Source organism: Pseudoneobacillus rhizolycopersici (assembly GCF_054786815.1).
This window is the reverse complement of sequence record NZ_JBTOOE010000008.1, coordinates 133,908-154,228: the sequence shown is the minus strand read 5'-3', so window position 1 is coordinate 154,228 and position 20,321 is coordinate 133,908. Positions and strand designations below refer to the sequence as shown.

18 protein-coding genes and 1 other annotated feature are annotated in these 20,321 nt (G+C 37.8%); of the genes, 2 read left to right on the top strand and 16 right to left on the bottom strand.

Going from position 1 to position 20,321, the window contains the following annotated elements:
* Positions 1 to 8: 8 nt before the first annotated feature.
* From ACX9YW_RS11095 to ACX9YW_RS11025, 15 genes are all read right to left on the bottom strand, one after another.
* On the bottom strand, positions 9 to 773 hold the full coding sequence (locus ACX9YW_RS11095; RefSeq protein WP_460346320.1) for a prepilin peptidase: 765 nt from the start codon (positions 771 to 773) through the stop codon (positions 9 to 11).
* A complete protein-coding gene (locus ACX9YW_RS11090; RefSeq protein WP_460346262.1) occupies positions 773 to 1,249 on the bottom strand; it encodes a type II secretion system protein in 477 nt (158 codons plus the stop codon). Before ACX9YW_RS11090 ends, ACX9YW_RS11095 begins: the two co-directional genes overlap by 1 nt.
* 122 nt (positions 1,250 to 1,371) lie before the next feature.
* Positions 1,372 to 2,577 (bottom strand): type II secretion system F family protein, encoded by a 1,206-nt coding sequence (locus tag ACX9YW_RS11085; RefSeq protein ID WP_460346260.1) that lies wholly within the window; start codon positions 2,575 to 2,577, stop codon positions 1,372 to 1,374.
* Positions 2,570 to 3,616 carry a type IV pilus twitching motility protein PilT gene (locus ACX9YW_RS11080; protein ID WP_460346258.1) on the bottom strand — a complete coding sequence of 349 codons (1,047 nt, stop codon included), beginning with the start codon at positions 3,614 to 3,616 and terminating at the stop codon, positions 2,570 to 2,572. The genes ACX9YW_RS11085 and ACX9YW_RS11080 overlap by 8 nt, the downstream gene beginning before the upstream one ends.
* 11 nt (positions 3,617 to 3,627) lie before the next feature.
* Positions 3,628 to 5,295, bottom strand: a complete 1,668-nt coding sequence (locus ACX9YW_RS11075; protein ID WP_460346256.1) for a GspE/PulE family protein — start codon at positions 5,293 to 5,295, stop codon at positions 3,628 to 3,630.
* Positions 5,296 to 5,320: 25 nt separating this feature from the next.
* A complete protein-coding gene (locus ACX9YW_RS11070; protein WP_460346254.1) occupies positions 5,321 to 6,319 on the bottom strand; it encodes a G5 domain-containing protein in 999 nt (332 codons plus the stop codon).
* A gap of 20 nt (positions 6,320 to 6,339) precedes the next feature.
* Entirely contained in the window at positions 6,340 to 7,173 is an 834-nt protein-coding gene (locus tag ACX9YW_RS11065; protein WP_460346252.1) for a hypothetical protein, read from the bottom strand.
* Positions 7,174 to 7,340: 167 nt separating this feature from the next.
* Positions 7,341 to 8,396 (bottom strand): hypothetical protein, encoded by a 1,056-nt coding sequence (locus ACX9YW_RS11060; protein WP_460346250.1) that lies wholly within the window; start codon positions 8,394 to 8,396, stop codon positions 7,341 to 7,343.
* Between the two features lie 11 nt (positions 8,397 to 8,407).
* On the bottom strand, positions 8,408 to 8,887 hold the full coding sequence (locus tag ACX9YW_RS11055) for a prepilin-type N-terminal cleavage/methylation domain-containing protein (protein WP_460346248.1): 480 nt from the start codon (positions 8,885 to 8,887) through the stop codon (positions 8,408 to 8,410).
* Positions 8,887 to 9,390: a type IV pilus modification PilV family protein gene (locus tag ACX9YW_RS11050; protein WP_460346246.1), complete on the bottom strand. Its 504-nt coding sequence runs from the start codon at positions 9,388 to 9,390 to the stop codon at positions 8,887 to 8,889. Before ACX9YW_RS11050 ends, ACX9YW_RS11055 begins: the two co-directional genes overlap by 1 nt.
* Before the next feature lie 162 nt (positions 9,391 to 9,552).
* Entirely contained in the window at positions 9,553 to 11,271 is a 1,719-nt protein-coding gene (locus ACX9YW_RS11045; protein WP_460346244.1) for a sensor domain-containing diguanylate cyclase, read from the bottom strand.
* A 109-nt stretch (positions 11,272 to 11,380) separates the two neighbouring features.
* Positions 11,381 to 12,247: an ATP-grasp domain-containing protein gene (locus tag ACX9YW_RS11040; protein ID WP_460346242.1), complete on the bottom strand. Its 867-nt coding sequence runs from the start codon at positions 12,245 to 12,247 to the stop codon at positions 11,381 to 11,383.
* A complete protein-coding gene (locus ACX9YW_RS11035; protein WP_460346240.1) occupies positions 12,240 to 13,154 on the bottom strand; it encodes an ATP-grasp domain-containing protein in 915 nt (304 codons plus the stop codon). The genes ACX9YW_RS11040 and ACX9YW_RS11035 overlap by 8 nt, the downstream gene beginning before the upstream one ends.
* Positions 13,151 to 13,801 carry a hypothetical protein gene (locus tag ACX9YW_RS11030; RefSeq protein WP_460346238.1) on the bottom strand — a complete coding sequence of 217 codons (651 nt, stop codon included), beginning with the start codon at positions 13,799 to 13,801 and terminating at the stop codon, positions 13,151 to 13,153. The genes ACX9YW_RS11035 and ACX9YW_RS11030 overlap by 4 nt, the downstream gene beginning before the upstream one ends.
* Positions 13,802 to 13,810: 9 nt before the next feature.
* The gene (locus tag ACX9YW_RS11025) at positions 13,811 to 15,607 is read right to left on the bottom strand and encodes a hypothetical protein (protein WP_460346236.1); all 1,797 of its coding nucleotides are present in this window, start codon (positions 15,605 to 15,607) and stop codon (positions 13,811 to 13,813) included.
* 92 nt (positions 15,608 to 15,699) lie between these two features.
* On the opposite strand from ACX9YW_RS11025, the gene ACX9YW_RS11020 reads away from it, so the two are divergent.
* Positions 15,700 to 16,983 (top strand): bifunctional folylpolyglutamate synthase/dihydrofolate synthase, encoded by a 1,284-nt coding sequence (locus ACX9YW_RS11020; RefSeq protein ID WP_460346234.1) that lies wholly within the window; start codon positions 15,700 to 15,702, stop codon positions 16,981 to 16,983.
* A 46-nt stretch (positions 16,984 to 17,029) separates the two neighbouring features.
* Here ACX9YW_RS11020 and ACX9YW_RS11015 read toward each other — a convergent pair whose 3' ends face one another.
* Entirely contained in the window at positions 17,030 to 19,675 is a 2,646-nt protein-coding gene (locus ACX9YW_RS11015) for a valine--tRNA ligase (RefSeq protein ID WP_460346232.1), read from the bottom strand.
* A 44-nt stretch (positions 19,676 to 19,719) separates the two neighbouring features.
* Positions 19,720 to 19,956: a binding site (T-box leader), on the bottom strand.
* Between the two features lie 171 nt (positions 19,957 to 20,127).
* Between ACX9YW_RS11015 and ACX9YW_RS11010 the strand changes: the two genes are divergently transcribed.
* Entirely contained in the window at positions 20,128 to 20,316 is a 189-nt protein-coding gene (locus ACX9YW_RS11010) for a YszA family small membrane protein (RefSeq protein ID WP_460346230.1), read from the top strand.
* Positions 20,317 to 20,321: the final 5 nt, after the last annotated feature.

Here is a 20,321-nt window from a genome sequence, read left to right as displayed (position 1 = left end):
ACCTTCTTTTACCATCCAGTCGTGATGATTGTTAAATATTTTTCAATAATAATATTACCATAAAAGTAGGCAATTAATGTACCTGCTGCAATAAAGGGTCCAAATGGAATTGGTTTCTTCCGCTCTAGTAAACGTAAAGCTATACCAATCATACCAAATATAGCCCCTAAAAAGGTAGCTATAAAAAATGAAAGCAGCATCATTTTTGTGCCAAGAGCTAAACCAATCACGGCATATAATTTGATATCTCCGCCACCCATGCCTCCCTTACTTACTATCGAAATAAGTAACAGGAGCGAAAATCCGATGACTGCCCCTAAAAGGGAATCCCACCATGGATCAAGGGGTAAGAAAAATCTTTCTATTATAAAAAGAGCCGTAAAAAACAATAATATTTTATCAGGAATGAGAGTGTATGCGATATCAGATACAGAAATAATCACCAATAAAGAAATCAATGTCCATGCAATAAATAATTCACTTGACCACCCCATAATAATGGGTGCACTCATAAATAAAATCCCGGTCAAAAGCTCGATAATCGGATAAAGGGGCGAAATGCCAACCTTACATCGGCGGCACTTCCCCCTTTGAATAACATATGAAACAACTGGTATTAATTCTAGTGGCCCTAGAGTATGTTGGCACTTTGGACATGCAGAACGTGGTTTGACAATCGATTGGTTCATTGGAACGCGTAAGCCGACAACGTTAAAGAAGGAACCGAAAATAATTCCATAATAAAAAATAAAAATTTTAATTAAATAAACCATTATTGCCAAGTTCGTTTAGCAGCTTTAATATCCTTTAAGGTTAAACCACTGATAAGAGCAGTAGTATTGGCTTTACCATCGGAGTCTACGTCAACTAAAGTAACTTTATATTCTAATTCATTTCCTGATTTTACAATATTAACTTTTGTTAACTTAAGATCATATTTTGCATCAGTAAGTGGATCTACTAGTTCCCCTTCGATAAGGCCATTATTCTTTAATTTTTCTAATGTAACATCAAGACCAGTAGCCCCAGTTGGTACTTTTTCAACTCCAGTGTTGACATATAATTTTGCAGCGTCAACTAACTGAATAGCATTTGCTTCTCGTGCATCCTTCTTAGTATTATTAATTAGCCCACCAATATTCGGCACCGCAATTGCCGCTATAATTCCCAAAATAACTACTACTGCAAGTAATTCTACTAATGTCAAACCACGTTGATTTTTGATTCTTTTTTTAATTGTTTGTAGCATGTTTTCTCCTCCTTTAAAATGGGTAAAATATAGTACTTTTTTCCTATAAATCTAGGTTTACTTAAATTATACTATATCTATCTATTAAAATATATGTCGTATTTTTAAATTTTTATTGGCAATTATTGAATATGATTGAAAATATCAAACATCGGAATCATAATTGATAGGACTATAGTCCCAACCAGTCCCGCTAGCACCAAAATCATAATTGGCTCGATTAATGATTTCAGACGATCGGTACTTGACTCGACTTCCTTTTCATAAAAGTCGGCTACTTTTCCTAGCATTTCATCTAATGCCCCCGTTTTCTCCCCAATGACAATCATTTGGGTAATCATCGGTGGAAACGCCCAATGTTTCGTCATTGGCTCAGTCATCGACTCACCCTTTTGGACAAATTCGCGTGACTCTCTTAAAACCCTAGCAATCACTTCATTTTCCACGACTTTCTCTACGATCGCCATGGCCTGTAGAATCGGAACGGCACTAGCAAATAACGAGCTCATCGTCCTTGTCATTCTCGCTAGCATCGCCTTCTGCATCATTTTACCAAATAGCGGAACTCTAAGAATAAAGTAATCCATAAAATAGCGTGTCTCTTTCCGATTTTTTAGTATAACAATCCCGAAATAAATCCCGATCATCCAAAGAATCACGAGCCACCAAAAAGATTGCATCCAATCACTTGCATGGAGAACAAACAAGGTAATAGCAGGTAATTCCGCCCCAAATCCTTGAAACATTCCAACAAATGTCGGAACAACCTTTACTAGTAGAAAGATAACGACGCCGACAGCCAATATTCCTACCGTTAATGGGTAGGCTAAAGCAGAAGTAATTTTTTGCTTTGTGTGATGCTGTTTTTCAAAATGTACGGCTAATCTTTCGAGGGTATCATCCAAATTCCCTCCGACCTCACCCGCCCTGACCATGTTGATAAACATCGGAGAAAAAACCTTCGGGTGTTTGCCAGCTGCCGCGGAAAGCGGGTTCCCTTCCAGTAGTTCCTGTTCCATATCTAAGAGAACCGTTTTTAATTTCTTACTATCTGTTTGCTGAGAAAGAATTCGGGTTGCATCTACAACAGGTACGCCAGCTTTTAGCAAGGTGGCAAACTGACGTAAATAAATGACTAAATGTTGGAGCCTCACTGGATTTCCTAGCGCCAAATCTTTTGTCAATAATGATTCCGCTACTTCGTCTATTTCAATAACGCGGACCCCTTCTTCGCGAAGCAGCTGTAGCGCCTCGCGTTTTGATTCTGCTTGTATCGTTCCGCTCGTTTTCCCTTTTTTGTTTCGACCACTGTATTTAAATCTAGCCATTACCTTCTAGCTCCTGTAGCAATGGAACGGCGGTTTCTTTGTCAATTACACCAATCTCAAGTAATTCCTTGATGCTTGCCTCTAACGTATGCATTCCTTGTGAACGTGACGTTTGCATTACGCTGACAATTTGATGAATTTTTTCATTTCGAATCAAGTTGGCCACTGCGGAATTATTAATAAGAATTTCGGTTGCTGCTCTTCTCCCATTTCGGTCAACTGTAGGGAATAAGCGCTGTGAAATAATCGATACTAACACAGACGCTAATTGAATCCGAATTTGCGGCTGTTGCGATGGTGGAAAGACGTCAATAATCCGATTAATGGTTGCAGGTGCACTGGATGTATGCAACGTACCTAGAACTAAATGTCCGGTTTCTGCAGCGGTAATGGCCGTTTGAATCGTTTCTAAGTCACGCATCTCCCCAACTAAAATCACATCTGGATCTTGTCGAAGCGCCGCTCTTAACCCATTGGCAAAGTTTTTCGTATCTGCCCCTACCTCGCGCTGGTCAATAATCGATGAACCATGCTTATGCAAATATTCAATTGGGTCTTCAAGGGTAATGATGTGTTTGCGCAAATTTTGGTTCATAAATTGAATCATCGCTGCCAGAGTGGTCGACTTCCCGCTTCCTGTCGGTCCGGTGACAAGAACAAGCCCTTGATGCCTTTCAGCTACCTGCTTCAAAACCTGAGGTAGATACATTTCTTCAATAGTCGGGATTTTGGTTGGAACAATCCGTATCGCGAGGGCCACACAGCCCCGTTGAAAATACGTATTAATACGGTATCTAGATACCCCGGGGATTCCATATGAGAAATCCAGCTCCCCTTTTTCAACAAACGTTTCCCATTGTTGCTTCGGGATAATCGCCTTAGCCATTTCTTCCGTTTCATCCATCTGCAGAGGGTACTTACCATAGCGTTTTAACTCGCCATTTACACGCATGATCGGTGGAACACCTACTGTCAAATGAATATCTGAAGCTTTTAATTCAAAACCCGCACGAAGCAAATGATCTATTTTTTCCTGCATGCTGTTCACTCCTATTCAAAATAGGCTACTTTTAATACTTCTTCAGTTGTCGTTAGTCCTTGCTTTACTTTTAATAGACCATCATCGATGAGAAAAACAGTCTTATTGGCAATCGCCATTTTCTTTAGTTCAGTATCCGAATTAGAGGTCATAACGATCCGTCGCATTTCATCATCAATCACCAATACTTCATGAAGGGCAATTCTTCCTTTGTAGCCAGACATATTACATGCCGAACAGCCTTTCCCACGCACTACTTTACTAATCACGATCCCTCTTTTAGCAAAAATTTCCTTATCCATCAAAGTCGGCTCTTGCTCCGTACGGCAATCCCGGCAAACCTTCCGAACCAATCTTTGGGCGACGATCCCACCTAAAGAGGAAGCAACAAGAAATGGTTCAATGCCCATATCAATCAGTCGGGATATGGTTCCAATCGAATCGTTCGTATGCAAAGTACTTAACACTAGATGCCCCGTTAAAGAGGCTCTAATCGAGACTTCTGCTGTTTCTTTATCCCGTATCTCCCCAACCATAATAATATTAGGGTCTTGTCTTAAAATAGATCGCAGTCCCTTGGCAAATGTCATGCCTACACCTGGATTGACTTGAATTTGATTAATACCCTCGATTTGGTATTCCACTGGATCCTCTATCGTCACGATGTTGACTTCTGGACTATTCAATTGATTTAGGGCGGAATATAAAGTAGATGATTTCCCTGATCCAGTAGGTCCGGTGATCAGGACCATTCCGGTCGGCTTATTGATCATATTTATAAACCGTTTTAGGTTTAATTTGTTATAGCCCATGTTCTCAATATCACTAATGGCATTTCCAAGATCCAGAATCCGAATAACAATTTTTTCACCATAAACAGTTGGGATGGTTGACACACGCATATCAACAGTATGGTGGTCTAAACGGATTTTAATTCTTCCATCGAGCGGGACACGGTATTCGGTTATATCTAAACTCGCTAATACCTTTATTCTCGCTGTGACAACACTTTGTAACTGTTTCGGTAAAACCCTTTCAATTCTTAACACTCCATCTATCCGGTAGCGAACAACGACTTTTTTTTCCTGTGGGTCAATATGGATATCACTCGCTTTATTGGTAACCGCATTTGAGAAAATCGAATTCACCAATCGAATAACCGGTGAATCCTGTTGTTCATTATTTCTTTCCTCTGTAGCCCTATTGGCTACTGGAATCTGCTCGATAAACTCATCAAACTCGGAATCCACATCATCATAATTTTTATTGATGGCTTTGACAATTTCATCTTTGGTGGCGATGACTGGTTCTATCTGTAAACCTGTAGTAAGTCGCAGGTCATCGATGGCATAATAATCCATCGGGTCAGACATCGCTACAAATAGTTTATCGCCTTCTTTTCTAATCGGAATCAGGTTATTTCTCTTCGCCACTTCTTTTGAAACAAGATTAAACAGTCTTGTGTCAAATGAATATTGATATAGGCTTATGTGAGGGATTCCAAGTTGGACTGACAGTTCTTGCATTAACTGCTGTTCAGTAATATAACCTCTTTCTAAAAGAGCATCCCCTAACTTTTGGTTAGAACTTTTTTCTTTTAACGTCAAACTTAGTTGTTGTTCTGTTATTAGACCGGCTCTAACTAGTAAGTCCCCTAGCCGCTTTCTTTGCTGAACCAAGCCAATCCCCTCTTTCTAACCGGCATTATTTTTCGGTTTCATCAGGTTTCCCCCATAAAGGGTCCTGTTCATCGTTTGAGTTTGCTTCTGAATGATTTCCTTCTGTTTTAGGATTCTCTGGAGGAATTTGTCCACCGTTATATTCCTCATTGGCCTTGTTTTCCGTTATGAGATCCCCTTGATTACTTTCCTGGATTCCAACTACCTCTACACGATGGATCGGAGGGTAATAATCCTTTGAAACGAGACTCTCCTCCACTTTACTGCCATCAGGATTTAGGACCTGTTTTTTCAATTCAATATATAGCCCGTTTTTCCCAACTTTTGTTTGATTTGTTTGGCCTGGATTTAAAAAGGGACTGTATTGTCTAATGGTCTTAGGTGTAAATTCTTCTCTCTTGCTTTCTGTAATTGAATATTGAAATGGAAATGGCAAACCCTCAAGGTTGAACACTAATGATTGTCCATCACTGAAAATGGTCATTTTATATCCTTCTTTATTTGGATTATGGAAACTAAGATCCAAACCTTGTTTAGGATCAACCTTCGCTTCGTATCCAAGCGGAATATCTTCCTGTAGTTCCATCCCTATATGCCTTTCGACCACTTGAAAATTAGTTGGAAGAATAGTCTGATAGGTTCCAGATGACAAAAACCCGAGTAAATCTTGATTTAAGCCAGTCAGCCCTTGTTTTTCTAAAAAACTTAACATCGAAAAAGTGGCTTGTGGCTCAATAATTAAAGTCGCACCTATATTGTTCATCTCTTCATTTACAATGGGAGTTTTAACGGTATGAAGTATTTGTTCCCTTTCTAATGGTTTGTTCCCCTTTTGATTGATATTATCAGTCACTAACGAACCTTTATCCTCTGTTTCACTTTTGGAATTTTTCTCCGCTGAAAGCTTTTGGGAATTCGAGACGATACTTTTAAAAGCAATCGTACCAAAATGAGAAAAACTAAAGATTAGAAAGGTAGAAAGAAATATAATAAGCGTTATTCGTAAAGGAAATAATAATTTCATTCGGTTCTATACCTCCACCTTTAAGAAAGATTCTCTAACTTAAAGTCCTTGCCTTTAGAATGGTCCTTGTTTCCTTTTTCTATTTCATCATTTTCTTCATCATATAAAAGCTTTTCAATCTCAGATAAATAATGTGATGAATCTTCATCAGCATCCTTCCTCTGTTTATCGATATCGGTAATGGGATTGTCGACACTAATAAGATCGTCTTTCCAATCTTCTAATTCAGCTATGTTGTCTTCTAATTCTTCCAACTCTCCATAGAGGGAACCGATATCTTCGATTTCAACTAAACTGATCTTTATTTCTTCCATTCCATCTTCTAACCCTACCGGATCCGGTTCTAAAGGTTCGGATTCAAATGGTTTAATCTCTATATCCTCTAATTTCTCTGAATCAATCACTTCATCCTTCAAGTTTTGTTTTTCTAAGAAGGTAGCTATTTCAGATAAATCACTATCTTCGGTATCTTCTTCAGAAAGGATTATTTCCTCCGGATTATTGGAAGAAATAAGTCTTTCTTCTAGTGAAGCTAATTCTCTTTCATGAGTAAATAGATTAATAGAATTTTTTTCTGTTATTTCATCAGAATCTATCACTTTTGAGAAATCAACTCTCTCATTTTGGTCAGTCATTCTTTTACCCAAGATCATACTTGCTAAACCTGCAAAGGCAGCCATTAATAATCCCACTTGCCAAAAGGGAATGACTGTGTACACCATAATTCCAATAAGTGAAATAACTAAGGAAACGATTAGAAGTGAAAATTTTTGTAACGGTGTCATTTTCACCGGCAAAAAGTACAAAATGGGGTACATAATAATAAAAGCTAAAAGTGCAAAAAGAATATTCATTATATTCAACCCTTTACAAGGAATAGGAAATTAGTCCTAAAAATATCAATTCAAGATTATTGTATAATAAGATAGGATTTTTTTAAAGATTACTAATTATTGTATTGTAGGAAATACTATGAAATAAAAAAGGTACCCCATCGTGGATACCTGTTATGAAAATGTGATTAATAAATTACATTTAAATTACTCTCAATAATTCCCCATTCATTCAGATCATAGAAATATTGGATGTCTTTTTCGATTAAGGGTGGACAGGAATTAACTGACCGCAAATAGGCAGAGTAGTCATCCCAAGTATTCGTTGTTCCGTTTCTTAATATATAAGCGTTACCTCTTATACAAATATAATTTGTTTGGTTACCACCCAAGGAGACTGGATATTTAAAATAGGCATCACCCGAAACAACTAGGATCCCATTGTTTCCGTTAAAGGTAACTGAAAACAATTTATTATTAGCCTCTCTTCCTTCAAACCAAGCATGTCCACCTACCATCAATTTACCATTACCACCAATAATGACCGGAACATAAAAATGGGCCGATGAAAACATTTTTGACACCGCATTCCCACTTAACTTTGTATCATTAGGATTGGTAATACTTACCAATGGTAGAGTATTAGGGTCCACCGGTGTCCCTGTGCCAGTACCTGGCCCCGGTCCACTTCCTGAACCACCAGTTCCTGGTCCTGTTGTGGCTTTATTTTCAATTAAGAAATAGGCTTTGACACTCTTTTCAGACTTATCTACAATTTTTCCAATACTTTCGATCGGGATGGAAAAGTTTTTATAATTCTCACAGCTAGCAACTTTGGTGTCATCCCTTGGTGTGAGGGAATACGGTGCATAGTATTTAATTTGAAAGGAATGATCCGGATTAGCATCCATGTTTATTGTTTTTGGTAACACGGAACTAAATGAATTGATTTGAATCGTCATTTTTTCACAAAAAAGAGTATCATGATTAATCGTATTGTTTATATATCTTGTATCTTTTTTGGACTCTTCAATCGCTTTTGCGACTAATGTTTGGAGATAGGCATGCGCATATTGAATGCCCATTTCAGACATGTCTTTTGATTGGGAGTTCCCCTCTGTTTTTTGGATTTGTAGGGAGGTATTAACCACTTTAGGTAAAAGCAGCATTCCAAATGAAACGATTAAGATGATAATGACTAACACATTTAAGAGTACATAGCCGCGCTCATTAAAATTTTTCATGGTTATTACCTCTACAATCTGCTTATGATGGTGGTCAATTCGAATTTTTTAGAAGGATCTTTTTTATTTGTTAACATTAATTTTTGAACATGAAGAGGTATTTTTTTATTTAAGCTAAGGGAAAGGTTTGTAATGGTTGGATTAGCTGTATCAATGACAAATGAACCTCCACTAGATGATTTTAGTTCGATACGAATATCGTAATCTTGGGTAGATATTAAGTTGTCCCCAATAGTAAGATTCCAATTTGTTGCATCGGTCCGCTGGTAAGCAATTGTGTATGGGTCACTCCCTGAGCTTAAATGGCTACTAGTAATCATTGAAACAATAATATTGGCTTGTTGCCGTAAATTTATGTGTGTATCGCTGATTTCCATACTTCTAAAGGTTTGGACGAGCACACTTGAAATCAGGCCAGCAATTGTCAAAGAAAGCGTAATGGTTACTAATAATTCTACTAAAGTGATGCCACGGTTATTTAATTTCACCATCAGGTTTTCCCCCTAATATAACCAAAGGTCTCCGAAAGTAGTTTTCGGTTAGCCGTAAGTGGTGAGTTATAAATTTTAATATTAATTATATATAATACAGGCAGTGCTGTAAGGGTAAGAGTATTAACACCTGTAATGGTATTTTCAGTATAATTTTTCTTGGTAAGCGATATCTCTGGATAGTAACTAACACCATTTACGCTATAGTTACACTTTGAATTTTCCAGTTCGGCAATTAACTCCACGGGATAAGAGGTTGGATAATTCGAGCAATTAATAAGAAATTGGGTTTGATCCAAAGTATTATTGTATTTCGCTTCGACTATTTTAAGAGTTTTTCTAGCAAGATTGAATGCAACAAGTTCTTCTTCGTTTTTACTAGAAAAAACTAAAGAATTGTTAAAAAACGAAAAAAAGGATGTAAGAATAATAAACAATAAAACGACAGAGGCAAGAACTTCAATTAGGGAAACTCCATTTTGATTTAGTTTTAATCGGTTCATTCTAATTCCCTAACCCCCTATCATTTTTATGACTCTTCTCTTATTATACCAATGATTTAGTATAATTTTAGTGAATAAATTCTGTCAATAAAGTTTTATTGGTATAAACCATCGAAAAAATAAAAAAAAGACAGTAGACTTTAGTTAAAAGTCTTGCTGTCTTTATTTTACATACTCCGCCACCCGATTTCGCCCTGCCCGCTTAGCGCCTACATAAAGGGCACGGTCGGCATGTCTGATCAGGGCCATTGAATCATCCGCGTCTGCTGGTGCTGATGCCACCCCTATGGATGCCGTGATATGGACAGAAAGTTGGATTTCATCTTCACCTATATGCTCGTTTAGGATAAATGGATAGTAAGCAATTTCTTGGCGAATAGTTTCAGCCATTTCCAAAGCATCTTCTTTTGTCATATCTGGAAGAAGAACAACAAATTCTTCACCGCCAAAACGGGCAACGGTTCCATTATTACCTACGGTTGATTTTACTCGGTTAGCCAGTTCATAAAGGATTTCATTTCCACTCTGATGACCATAAGTGTCATTAATGACCTTAAAATGGTCGATATCAAGGATGACGAGTGAAAGCGTTTGCCTTTGTCCGATTTCTAACTTCTCATATTCTTCGGCAACTAGGCGTTCGAAATAGCGATAATTATACAACTTAGTGAGAGCACAACGTTCACTGTGTGCTTTGGTTTCTTGATAATGCTTAGCGTTTTCAATAGCGACTGCAAAATGAGAGCAAAGTATGTCAACAATAATAAGCTGTGATTTTTCATAGGCTCGTTTTTGTTTTGATGCTAAAAATAAAATACCTGTCACTTCATTGTGGCGTACGATTGGAACACATATCAAACTTTGTGCTTCAGGAGGCATATAGCCTTCTGCGTATTTTTTCCATTCTTTCTCAGAATGAAAAATAACCGCTTTACGACTCGCCCAAACATATCCACTAATCCCTTCATTTTTCATAATCGGGGCAATTTCTGGGGGAGTTAGCATGCATTTTTCCATTCGCCTTAGTAATTCTAATCTTTCATCTTTTACATCCAAAATATAGGCATAATCTACAGGTAGCATTTCCGAAACCTTTTGGATAAATAGATCGAGAACTTCATCTACCTGTAAATGCTCAGCCAATTGGTGGCCGATATCGGCGGCATTTTGTAAGTATTCGTTAATTTTCTGGCTTGAGTAATAAAGATACAGAATAATCGATAAGGTGACAAAGGGAACACCGACTGATAAAAAGGCAATTTCTCCAACTTGCCTGTAAAGAATATAGAGCGTAAAACCAATTGGTAAACTAATAACGACTGTCGCTAGGTCCCAAACAATATCTTTTGCCAAAAAGGTCCTTTTTCGTTCGTAAATCCATCGTAGCGTTAGGGTTAAGAGAAATTGATTAACCATAAAATGGACAAGTGCATAAACAACCGCAAACCAGAAGTTGGATGGGTTGTTAATGAGGTCCATACCGGTCGCTCCACCCAAAGAGTAATAGATGAGTCCACTTGTTATCGATATGATAAAGAACATAATCGAGTTAAGCGGATATCTAAAGGCATCAGTTTTTCCAACTCGAAGTCTGATTAGTAAAGCAACAAGTGCTACCTGCGAAACAATCAATTCAGCTGCTAGTCCAAATGCCAAGAAGATGGCTAAATAGCCCCAGAGGATAAGCGAAATGGGTGTATTATTGATGACCATCGGCATCAACCCACCAATTAAGGCTAATACAGCAAATCCTAGAAAATCATCGAGTTGGGAATGGCTGATTTGTAGTGGATAATGTGTAAAAACTAGCCACATACCAAGCGGTACTATTAATGACCAAGAAAGCCAAATAGCCTTTTTAACATTTGGTTTGACCTGCATTACCCACACTCCTTTAAATAGTTCGAAACTAAGATAACTACTATTTTAACAAAAATTCAGTCAATTGTCACACTACTTATTGACTAAATTTTTACAATTTTTGACTAAGTTAATGAAAACTTCTATTGATATAATTCAAATAGATTGCAGCAGGATCAACTGCACTAGTTGAATAAAGGGAGCGGCAGCCAACAACATCTTCTATTTCATTAAAAATGAATTGATTTTTACTATTCAATAGAAAATCGATTCCAATAAAATCGGCTTTTAGCGTGGTGGAGATTTTTTCTACCATTTGTTTTTCATCATGATTCAATTTATACGGGCTTATATTGCCACCTAACGTATAATTTGCTTTAAAGGATGTACTAGATTCTCTCAGTACAGCCCCGATCACTTCTGAACCGATAACAAATACACGGATATCCTTGCCCGGATTATCTGAAAACTGTTGTAGCACAAATCTCTTATGAGGTACTTCTTTTAATTTATCGACTATTTCAGCAATCGAGTTGACGAGATACACTTCATTTCCCCCACGACCATCTACCTGTTTTAACACCATTGGAAAGTTTAACCGACTAGTTTCAGGTTGGAATGTGTGATAATGAATAAAGTAAGTGTCTAAGGTTGGAATATTTAGACCGCTTACAAATTGATAGGTTATCGCTTTATCATTACATATTTCTGAAACCCTAGATGGGTTAAAGCATCTGATTCCCAAGTATTCAAGCTGTCTCGACAACAATGGGTTAATCGTTCTTACAATCGCAAATCGACATTCCCTGATATTTAAATGGGTATGGTAGACGGAAAATTGGTTATTTTCAATGCCAAATATTAGTTCTTCTTCAAGAACTAAATGTAGATTAATGTCTTGCTGTTTTGCTTGATCCATTAACATTGCAATGAATCCTTTATTTCTTTCGGCGTCCATCCTTTTGTATATTAACCACCCCGTTATGCCATTAGCCATTTCGCTTCTCCTCAAGATCGTTGATGATGAAATCAATCATATAATCCGGCACCCATATTCCTGTACAATCATAAATATTGCGTAAATGTGAATTCGAATTGACCTCACAAATAATTGGCTCTTCATTTTCCCCAAATAAAAGATCGATACCAGAGAAATAAGTTCCCATGATTTTGGTACATTTCACTGCTAATTGGATTTGAGCTTGTGTCGGCTCATACTTCATCATTTTTCCACCATTGGTCACATTGGCTCTGAAGTCTGTTTCTGAATGCCTGTACATGGAAGCAACAGCCTGGTCACCGACGACGTTGATTCGAACATCTCTGCCGTGGCTAGAGGCGATGTATTTTTGAAATAAATAGGAGATTCCGGAAAGCTCAGCAACTTTCGTGTAAAATTCTGTTTCGTTATGGATTAAATATACTTTCATTCCAAATGAGCCATGAACCTCTTTAATAATTAGCGGAAAACCTAATCGGTCGATGACATATTCGTAATAATCGTTGTCTTTTAATTGAAAGCCTTTATATACCTTAGGCGCAATTATCGTTTCAGGAATCGGAATTCCATGATCGGCTAGCATTTGGTACATGATGGCTTTATTATCGCAGCTTTCAATCGAGGAAACAGGATTATAAACTGGTATACCTAGCTTTTCCAAATGACGTGCTAAGAGAATATCCTTATCTAAAAAGATAATAAAATCAGGTTGGGTTAAATTTCTGAAAATTCCTAAGGCTACATTTCCATTGACGATTTCCATCGCAATTTCGTGATTTTGATAGATCGTGCATGCAATGTTTTTTCTTTCGCAACTGATTTTTATCATATTCGCTTGATCAATAAATTTTTCCGAGATGAGGCTACCGTTATAAATCACCCAGCATGATAGATGTATATTCATATTAGACTCCTTATGGTTTCTATGCTTGATATAATGGATTCTAGTATTTCAACAAAGCGATTTTCCTTCGTTTGTAGGTTTAATAATCCCCAATTGATTTCCACTTGAATACATGGAATTTGGGAGCGCTGCGAAATGGTTGACGAAACGGTATTCTTGAACCCGCCCGTAAAATGCTCATCCACAATAACAGGAGTAATTCCATTTGATTCAAACTGACTTTTTAATATATTAGCATAAACCAGATTATGAAAAACATTTCTCCCTTTACCTGTGCCAATTTCGATTGCCGCTTCCCGTTCGCTTTTCATGATATGAAGATCAATTAGAAACTCAATTCCATTTTTGGTAACTAAATCAATAATCTCCTCTTTATAAGGATGCTCCGAATCATAGTTAGGATCAGTCAAATCATTTTTGGTTTTTGTAATGCAATAGCAATCCAGTTTTTTTTGAATAAGTTTTGCCAGTACCCCAGTCATAAATTCACCATGCTTCGGTGAACCATTTCGAAAATGGGTTACACTATGTGGGGCGGAAATGATGACAGGAATACTTCCTGTCAAGATTTCATAAGTTCCATTCTCTTTAAAATCCTCGTTTTTATATCTAGATTCTAACTCAATTAAATCTTGCAGAAGGTCCATACTGTTCACCTAATTCTTTGGTATTTTCTCACGGACTGTCGATAACGTAATATAACTCGAAATCGGTATGGTAACGATACACAATATCACTCTCAACCAAAATTTCAAATCTGCAAAGGAGAAAATGGCAATGATGGTTGCAAGGATAGGTAAAAATTGTAGACTGGCATTTTTCTTAAAAAGGAATGAAAGATTCCTTTCCACTTCACAGGCTTTGCCAATTTGCTTAATCCCTAATTTAAACCTTAAATGAGCCGGGATACCGATAGAGATATTGATGCGACTTTCATTTGGAACGATATTCGTTTCTTTAATGGATTCGGTTGAATCTAGTTCTAGCACAGGAACTACGACAGAACGGCCACGATAATGAAGGATGATTAAATCATTTTCATCAATTCCTAGCAAACTCATCGCACTTCTCGGCATCCTTACAATATTACTAGATTCATCAGTGCTATATGGTCGAATCACATTTAATTGGATCTTAGAGGACCTAATTGACAAATTAAGGAATTTCTTGAAAACACCTGTTAATACATTTCGTTTTTTCTTCATTTTTGAAGTATAAATTGGATAAATGGCTACCTGATTATAGCCAACCTTCTTAAAAATTTCTTTCAGTTTTTGCTTGTCCTCAAATTCTTTTATACTATGAACCTTTTGATTGCTGTAATGATCGTTTAAAAAGGTGATTTGATCGGCATCTAGTACATTCTTTCTATTAAATAAATCAAAATAATAGGGCGATAAGGTATCTGGTGGATGTTCTAAATCCAAAAATTCCCGCTGTAAATAGCTTAATTTTATCGCCCCATCGGTCGGGGATGAAGATTTTCTAATCTTGTCCCGGTGAATATCAAAGGACGAGGCAGTTGCAAGATTTACGATTTCAAAACAATCGGCACCCGATTCCATTAAGTCTTTATATAGATTGGAAGAAACAAAAACCACACCACTTGCCAAATTTTTAGCATCTTGTATATGTATTTTTTCACCGATCATTTTCTTAATTGGATGAATAATAAGCCGCGAATTGGCTTCCGTTTTTAACTTTGTACGAATTCCAAGAGTTGTGACGATTTGATTTGGCTCCAATTTAGACGTACTTTTGACACATCCAATAGAATACTTAAAGTTAATTGGATTATAAACAATAATGTATTCATTTTCATGTATTCCGTACTGGCGCATCGCATCAATATGTAATTCAACCCTATTTAAAGGAAGGTTTTGCAAGACTTGTCTATCAGATAATCCAACGATTTCACTTTTATACTGAAGCGATAATTTTGGAATGGTTCTAATCAACGCTTTTAATAGATCAAAAAACTCGCTTAAATGATCTAATTTACCTATTTTCATAAAAGTTAATCGTTTATCCGAAAAAACAGGATCAGATTCGACAACCTCAGTATTCAAACAAAATAGATTATGTTCTATCAATAAAGATTGAGTTAAAAAGGATTGAATAGCCTCCTCGTTACTCGAAATCAATATCTGATTAGGACCAATATGTTCAATGTCTAAGACAAAAATCGTATGTATCCCATGTTCATTTATGTAGCTTTCGACTTCAACGGAAACTAGGGACCGAACCGCTTTTACATGAACTTTTGTTAGCCCATAAATGGTTTCACACCAATTTCTTGCACGAAAAACATTGTCTTTCTCTATAACAAGGATTAATATTGGTTTCTCCCCGATAAAGGTATCCTTTTTGGTAATAAAATGATTCCAAATAGACTGCTCTTTCGTCTCGGACATTTGAAGGTACTCGATAAAATCCTTCTTTTTTCGTTTCAACCCGGATGGCATCCTTCCACCTACTATAAAAATTGATATATAATGATATTCTAACGATTAAGAATTAAAGTGACAATAGGGAAGGGATTGTAATGATAAAAGGGCTCGATTATTATAAAGCGAAATTCCATATAAGAACAAAGGAAGAAATCAATCTAGGGCTCCAACGAATCGAAGAATTTTTACAGAAAATCGGCAACCCGCAAAAAGCAATTCAAACTGTCCATCTCGCGGGTACAAATGGAAAAGGGTCCACTCTTCAATTTTTGCGATCAATACTCATCGATGCGGGTTATCAGGTTGGTACCTTTACTTCACCATATCTACACTCTGTTCATGATCAAATTTCAACGAATGAGGGACCGATTTCGGAGGAAAAACTTGAGGAGACCATTTTATACATATTGAACCAATTAGAAGACAAATCTAATCTCGAGTCCTTAACGGATTTTGAATTTTTAACTGTTCTGTCACTCGTCTATTTTGCTAGAGTGGATCAGCAAGATATTGTTCTTTATGAAACAGGGATGGGAGGATTACATGATTCTACTAACGTCATTACTCCTCTTGCTTCGATCATTACCAATATAAGTTTAGAACATACCAACTTTCTTGGTGAGACATTAAGCGAAATCTCCTTTCAAAAAGCGGGAATCATTAAAGACAATATACCTTGCCTAACGGCAGTGGATCATAGCGAGGCATTGTCCGTTATACAAAAAACAGCGGCAGAAAAAAACGCTCCGCTCTATGTCAATAATATCGATTTTCAGATTCGGGAAGAACAAGAGGGTTATCTGTTTCAAACAAACGATACCGTATATCCTTTATTGGAAATAGGGATGAAAGGAAATTATCAAATAAAAAATGCTGGATTAGCTATTATGACAGCTATCATTTTACATCGGGATTATTCCTATAAAATTGAGTCCATCCATATTGCTAATGGACTCAAACAAGCCTTTTGGCCAGGTAGATTTGAGATGTTTTCGCAGAATCCATTGATCATCTTAGATGGAGCCCATAATCCGGATGCGATCGATGGTCTTGTCAAAACGCTAGAAAAAGAATATGTTGATAAACGGATTCACATCATCTTTGGCGCCCTAACTGATAAAAATGCTTCTTCCATGATTAAAATGCTGGAAAGAATTGCCCATCGCATGACATTTATCGATTTTGATTTTCCTCGCGCTGCAAAGGCTGCCTATTTAGAAAGTCTATGCTCCTTGGAAAGTAAAAGCAGCTGCAGTCATTTACCCGAATGTCTAAGTGCAGAAATGAATCGATTGGGGCAGGATGAAATATTAGTTATTACCGGATCGCTTTATATGATTGCCGAAGTAAGAGCGACCTTGCTCGAATTAAATAGATAAATAAAAAGACGAATTCCAGATAGCTGGAGTTCGTCTTTTTAAATAATTAACTGTTTTTTAATTCATCAATCCGCGCTTGAACAGCTGCGCGCTTTTCTAAATAATCCTGCTCTTTGGCACGTTCTTCGGTAATTACCTTTTCAGGTGCTTTAGCCACGAAACCTTCGTTGGAAAGTTTCTTCTGAACGCGTTCCACTTCACTGTTTAACTTTCCTAGTTCCTTCTCGAGACGAGCGATTTCCTCATCAATATTGATTAGTCCCGCTAATGGAAGAATGATTTCTACGCCCGTTACAACGGCTGTCATGGCTTTGTCAGGTGTCGTTAAGTCTGTTCCGATGTGAAGCTCATCCGGATTACAGAAACGAACGAGATAGCCGCGGTTGTTTTCTAATGCTGATGTGATGTTAGCATCCTTCGTTTTTAAGAATATGTTGATTTTTTTACTTAAAGGTGTGTTCACTTCGGCACGAATATTTCTTACCGCACGAATGATTTCAACAAGCAGCTTCATTTCACCTGCTGCCTCCGTGTCGATTAACTCTTGGTTAACGGTTGGCCAAGCTGACGTTGTGATTGATTCACCTTGATGAGGAAGGTTTTGCCAAATTTCCTCGGTAATAAACGGCATAAATGGATGCAATAATCTCATCGTGTTATCTAAAACATAGGCAAGTATGGAACGGGTCGTTTTCTTCGCGGCTTCGTTGTCACCGTATAGTGGCAGCTTCGCCATTTCAATATACCAGTCACAGAAGTCATCCCAAATGAAGTTGTATAAAACGCGACCCACTTCACCGAACTCATAACGGTCAGATAGTCTAGTTACTGTCTCAATGGTTTCATTTAAACGAGTTAAAATCCATTTGTCAGCCACTGATTTTTCGCCGGTAAGATCGATTTCATCGTACGTCATACCGTTCATATTCATGAGAGCAAATCGAGATGCGTTCCAGATTTTATTCGCAAAGTTCCAAGTCGACTCCACCTTTTCCATACTAAAGCGTAAGTCTTGACCAGGTGAGCTTCCTGTTGCCAAGAAGTATCGTAGGGAGTCAGCACCGTATTGATCGATAACATCCATTGGGTCAACCCCGTTGCCTAATGATTTACTCATTTTACGGCCTTCTGCGTCACGAACTAAACCGTGGATCAAAACATCTTTAAATGGGCGTTGACCAGTAAATTCTATACCTTGGAAAATCATTCGCGATACCCAGAAGAAGATAATATCATAACCTGTTACTAAGCAGTCCGTTGGATAGTAACGTTTATAGTCCGCTGATTCCGTATTTGGCCAGCCCATTGTTGAAAACGGCCAAAGGGCTGAACTGAACCATGTATCTAAAACGTCGTTGTCCTGTGTCCAGTTTTCGATATCGGCTGGTGGCTCGTGGTCAACATATACCTCGCCCGTTTCATTATGGTACCAAGCTGGGATTCGGTGTCCCCACCATAATTGACGAGAAATACACCAGTCACGGATATTTTCCATCCAGCGCATATAAGTATTTTCAAAACGGTCTGGAACGAAATGAACCTTATCTTCTTTGCTTTGTAGGGCAATCGCCTCGTCAGCAAGTGGCTGCATTTTTACGAACCATTGGGTTGAAAGGTATGGCTCAACTACTGCACCACTGCGCTCGGAATGACCAACGGAGTGTAAATGTTCTTCAATTTTAAACAAAACGCCTTGTTCTTGAAGATCTTTGACAATTTGCTTTCGGCATTGGAAACGATCCATACCTTGGTATTGTCCAGCATTGGCATTCATGGTGCCGTCTTCGTTCATCACTAAAACTCTTTCCAGGTTATGACGGTTACCAATTTCAAAGTCGTTAGGATCATGTGCAGGAGTGATTTTAACTGCTCCTGAACCGAATTCCATATCCACATAATCATCCGCAACGATTGGAATTTCGCGGCCAATGATTGGAAGCTTAACGGTTTTACCGATGAGATGTTTATAGCGTTCGTCTTCTGGATGAACAGCTACCGCCGTATCACCAAGCATGGTTTCCGGTCTTGTTGTTGCTACGTCAATGCTACCGCTACCGTCTGTTAATGGATAATGCATGTGATAGAACGCACCTTGAACATCCTGGTAAATAACCTCGATATCAGATAGTGCTGTTTTCGTGGACGGATCCCAGTTAATAATTCGTTCGCCACGATAGATAAGTCCTTTTCTGTAAAGTTTAACGAAAACTTCACGTACGGCATCGGATAAACCTTCATCGAGGGTGAAGCGCTCACGCGAGTAATCTAAACCTAAGCCTACCTTAGCCCATTGCTGGCGGATATGGCTTGCATATTCCTCTTTCCACTTCCATGTTTCTTCAACGAATTTTTCGCGCCCTAAGTCATAGCGGGATTTACCTTCATGACGAAGCTTTTCCTCTACCTTTGCTTGAGTGGCAATTCCGGCGTGATCCATTCCAGGGAGCCAGAGTACATCGTAGCCTTGCATCCGCTTCATGCGTGTTAGGATATCTTGTAATGTTGTATCCCAAGCGTGTCCTAAGTGAAGTTTTCCCGTTACGTTTGGTGGTGGGATTACGATTGTATATGGTTGTTTGCTTTGGTCATCTTTTGCTTCGAAAAATTTACCTGATAGCCACCATTCATAGCGACCCTTTTCAATCGATTTCGGGTCATATTTAGTAGGCATGGTTAGTTCTGTTGTTTCCATTGGGTTTCCTCCTTTTGAAAAATAAAAAAACTCCATTCGCCTAATAAAAGGACGAATGGAGTTGTATTCGCGGTACCACCTTTTTTCCAACACACAAACTGGTCATGTTGGCTCTCGAGTTAGATAACGGTCTATTCCGTCTTCCATTACTAGGATGAAATCCGTTGACAGAAGAAGCTCCAGGGTGACTTTCAGATGGGTCTATTTAGGAAATGTCGCAGCGTTTCATTTCCCTCTCTTGAAATAGAAATCCAACTTACTCTCCCTATCAAAGCCTGTTGGTAAATTTTATATAGTTATACTACTGAAAAATAACGATGTCGTCAATCATGATAACCATATTTTTTATAAAATATTCGGCTTATCCTTTTTTCGTTCCTGAAAAAATAAGACACTTTTTAAAAGCGACCATCATACATTAATAATAATTAACAAACAAGGGGTGCTACTAAATGCGAAAATACAACCCTTATACCCTACCACCTTGGCTTAGAAAATGTAGAGCGATTGCCAATCAGTTTATCATTCCTTTTTGTATTTTTCAAGGAATCCGGACGATTATTATTCCGACTACTTTTGATGTGTTGCTATTAAGTGTATTTATTCTTCTGGCCATCGCTTTATACATGGAAATAATTTAAGGAGC

Coding starts and splice junctions, on each gene's coding strand:
- ACX9YW_RS11095 (WP_460346320.1), bottom strand. CDS start 773: ATGGTTTATTTAATTAAAATTTTTATTTTTTATTATGGAATTATTTTC.
- ACX9YW_RS11090 (WP_460346262.1), bottom strand. CDS start 1,249: ATGCTACAAACAATTAAAAAAAGAATCAAAAATCAACGTGGTTTGACA.
- ACX9YW_RS11085 (WP_460346260.1), bottom strand. CDS start 2,577: ATGGCTAGATTTAAATACAGTGGTCGAAACAAAAAAGGGAAAACGAGC.
- ACX9YW_RS11080 (WP_460346258.1), bottom strand. CDS start 3,616: ATGCAGGAAAAAATAGATCATTTGCTTCGTGCGGGTTTTGAATTAAAA.
- ACX9YW_RS11070 (WP_460346254.1), bottom strand. CDS start 6,319: ATGAAATTATTATTTCCTTTACGAATAACGCTTATTATATTTCTTTCT.
- ACX9YW_RS11065 (WP_460346252.1), bottom strand. CDS start 7,173: ATGAATATTCTTTTTGCACTTTTAGCTTTTATTATTATGTACCCCATT.
- ACX9YW_RS11060 (WP_460346250.1), bottom strand. CDS start 8,396: ATGAAAAATTTTAATGAGCGCGGCTATGTACTCTTAAATGTGTTAGTC.
- ACX9YW_RS11055 (WP_460346248.1), bottom strand. CDS start 8,887: ATGGTGAAATTAAATAACCGTGGCATCACTTTAGTAGAATTATTAGTA.
- ACX9YW_RS11050 (WP_460346246.1), bottom strand. CDS start 9,390: ATGAACCGATTAAAACTAAATCAAAATGGAGTTTCCCTAATTGAAGTT.
- ACX9YW_RS11045 (WP_460346244.1), bottom strand. CDS start 11,271: ATGCAGGTCAAACCAAATGTTAAAAAGGCTATTTGGCTTTCTTGGTCA.
- ACX9YW_RS11040 (WP_460346242.1), bottom strand. CDS start 12,247: ATGGCTAATGGCATAACGGGGTGGTTAATATACAAAAGGATGGACGCC.
- ACX9YW_RS11035 (WP_460346240.1), bottom strand. CDS start 13,154: ATGAATATACATCTATCATGCTGGGTGATTTATAACGGTAGCCTCATC.
- ACX9YW_RS11030 (WP_460346238.1), bottom strand. CDS start 13,801: ATGGACCTTCTGCAAGATTTAATTGAGTTAGAATCTAGATATAAAAAC.
- ACX9YW_RS11020 (WP_460346234.1), top strand. CDS start 15,700: ATGATAAAAGGGCTCGATTATTATAAAGCGAAATTCCATATAAGAACA.
- ACX9YW_RS11015 (WP_460346232.1), bottom strand. CDS start 19,675: ATGGAAACAACAGAACTAACCATGCCTACTAAATATGACCCGAAATCG.
- ACX9YW_RS11010 (WP_460346230.1), top strand. CDS start 20,128: ATGCGAAAATACAACCCTTATACCCTACCACCTTGGCTTAGAAAATGT.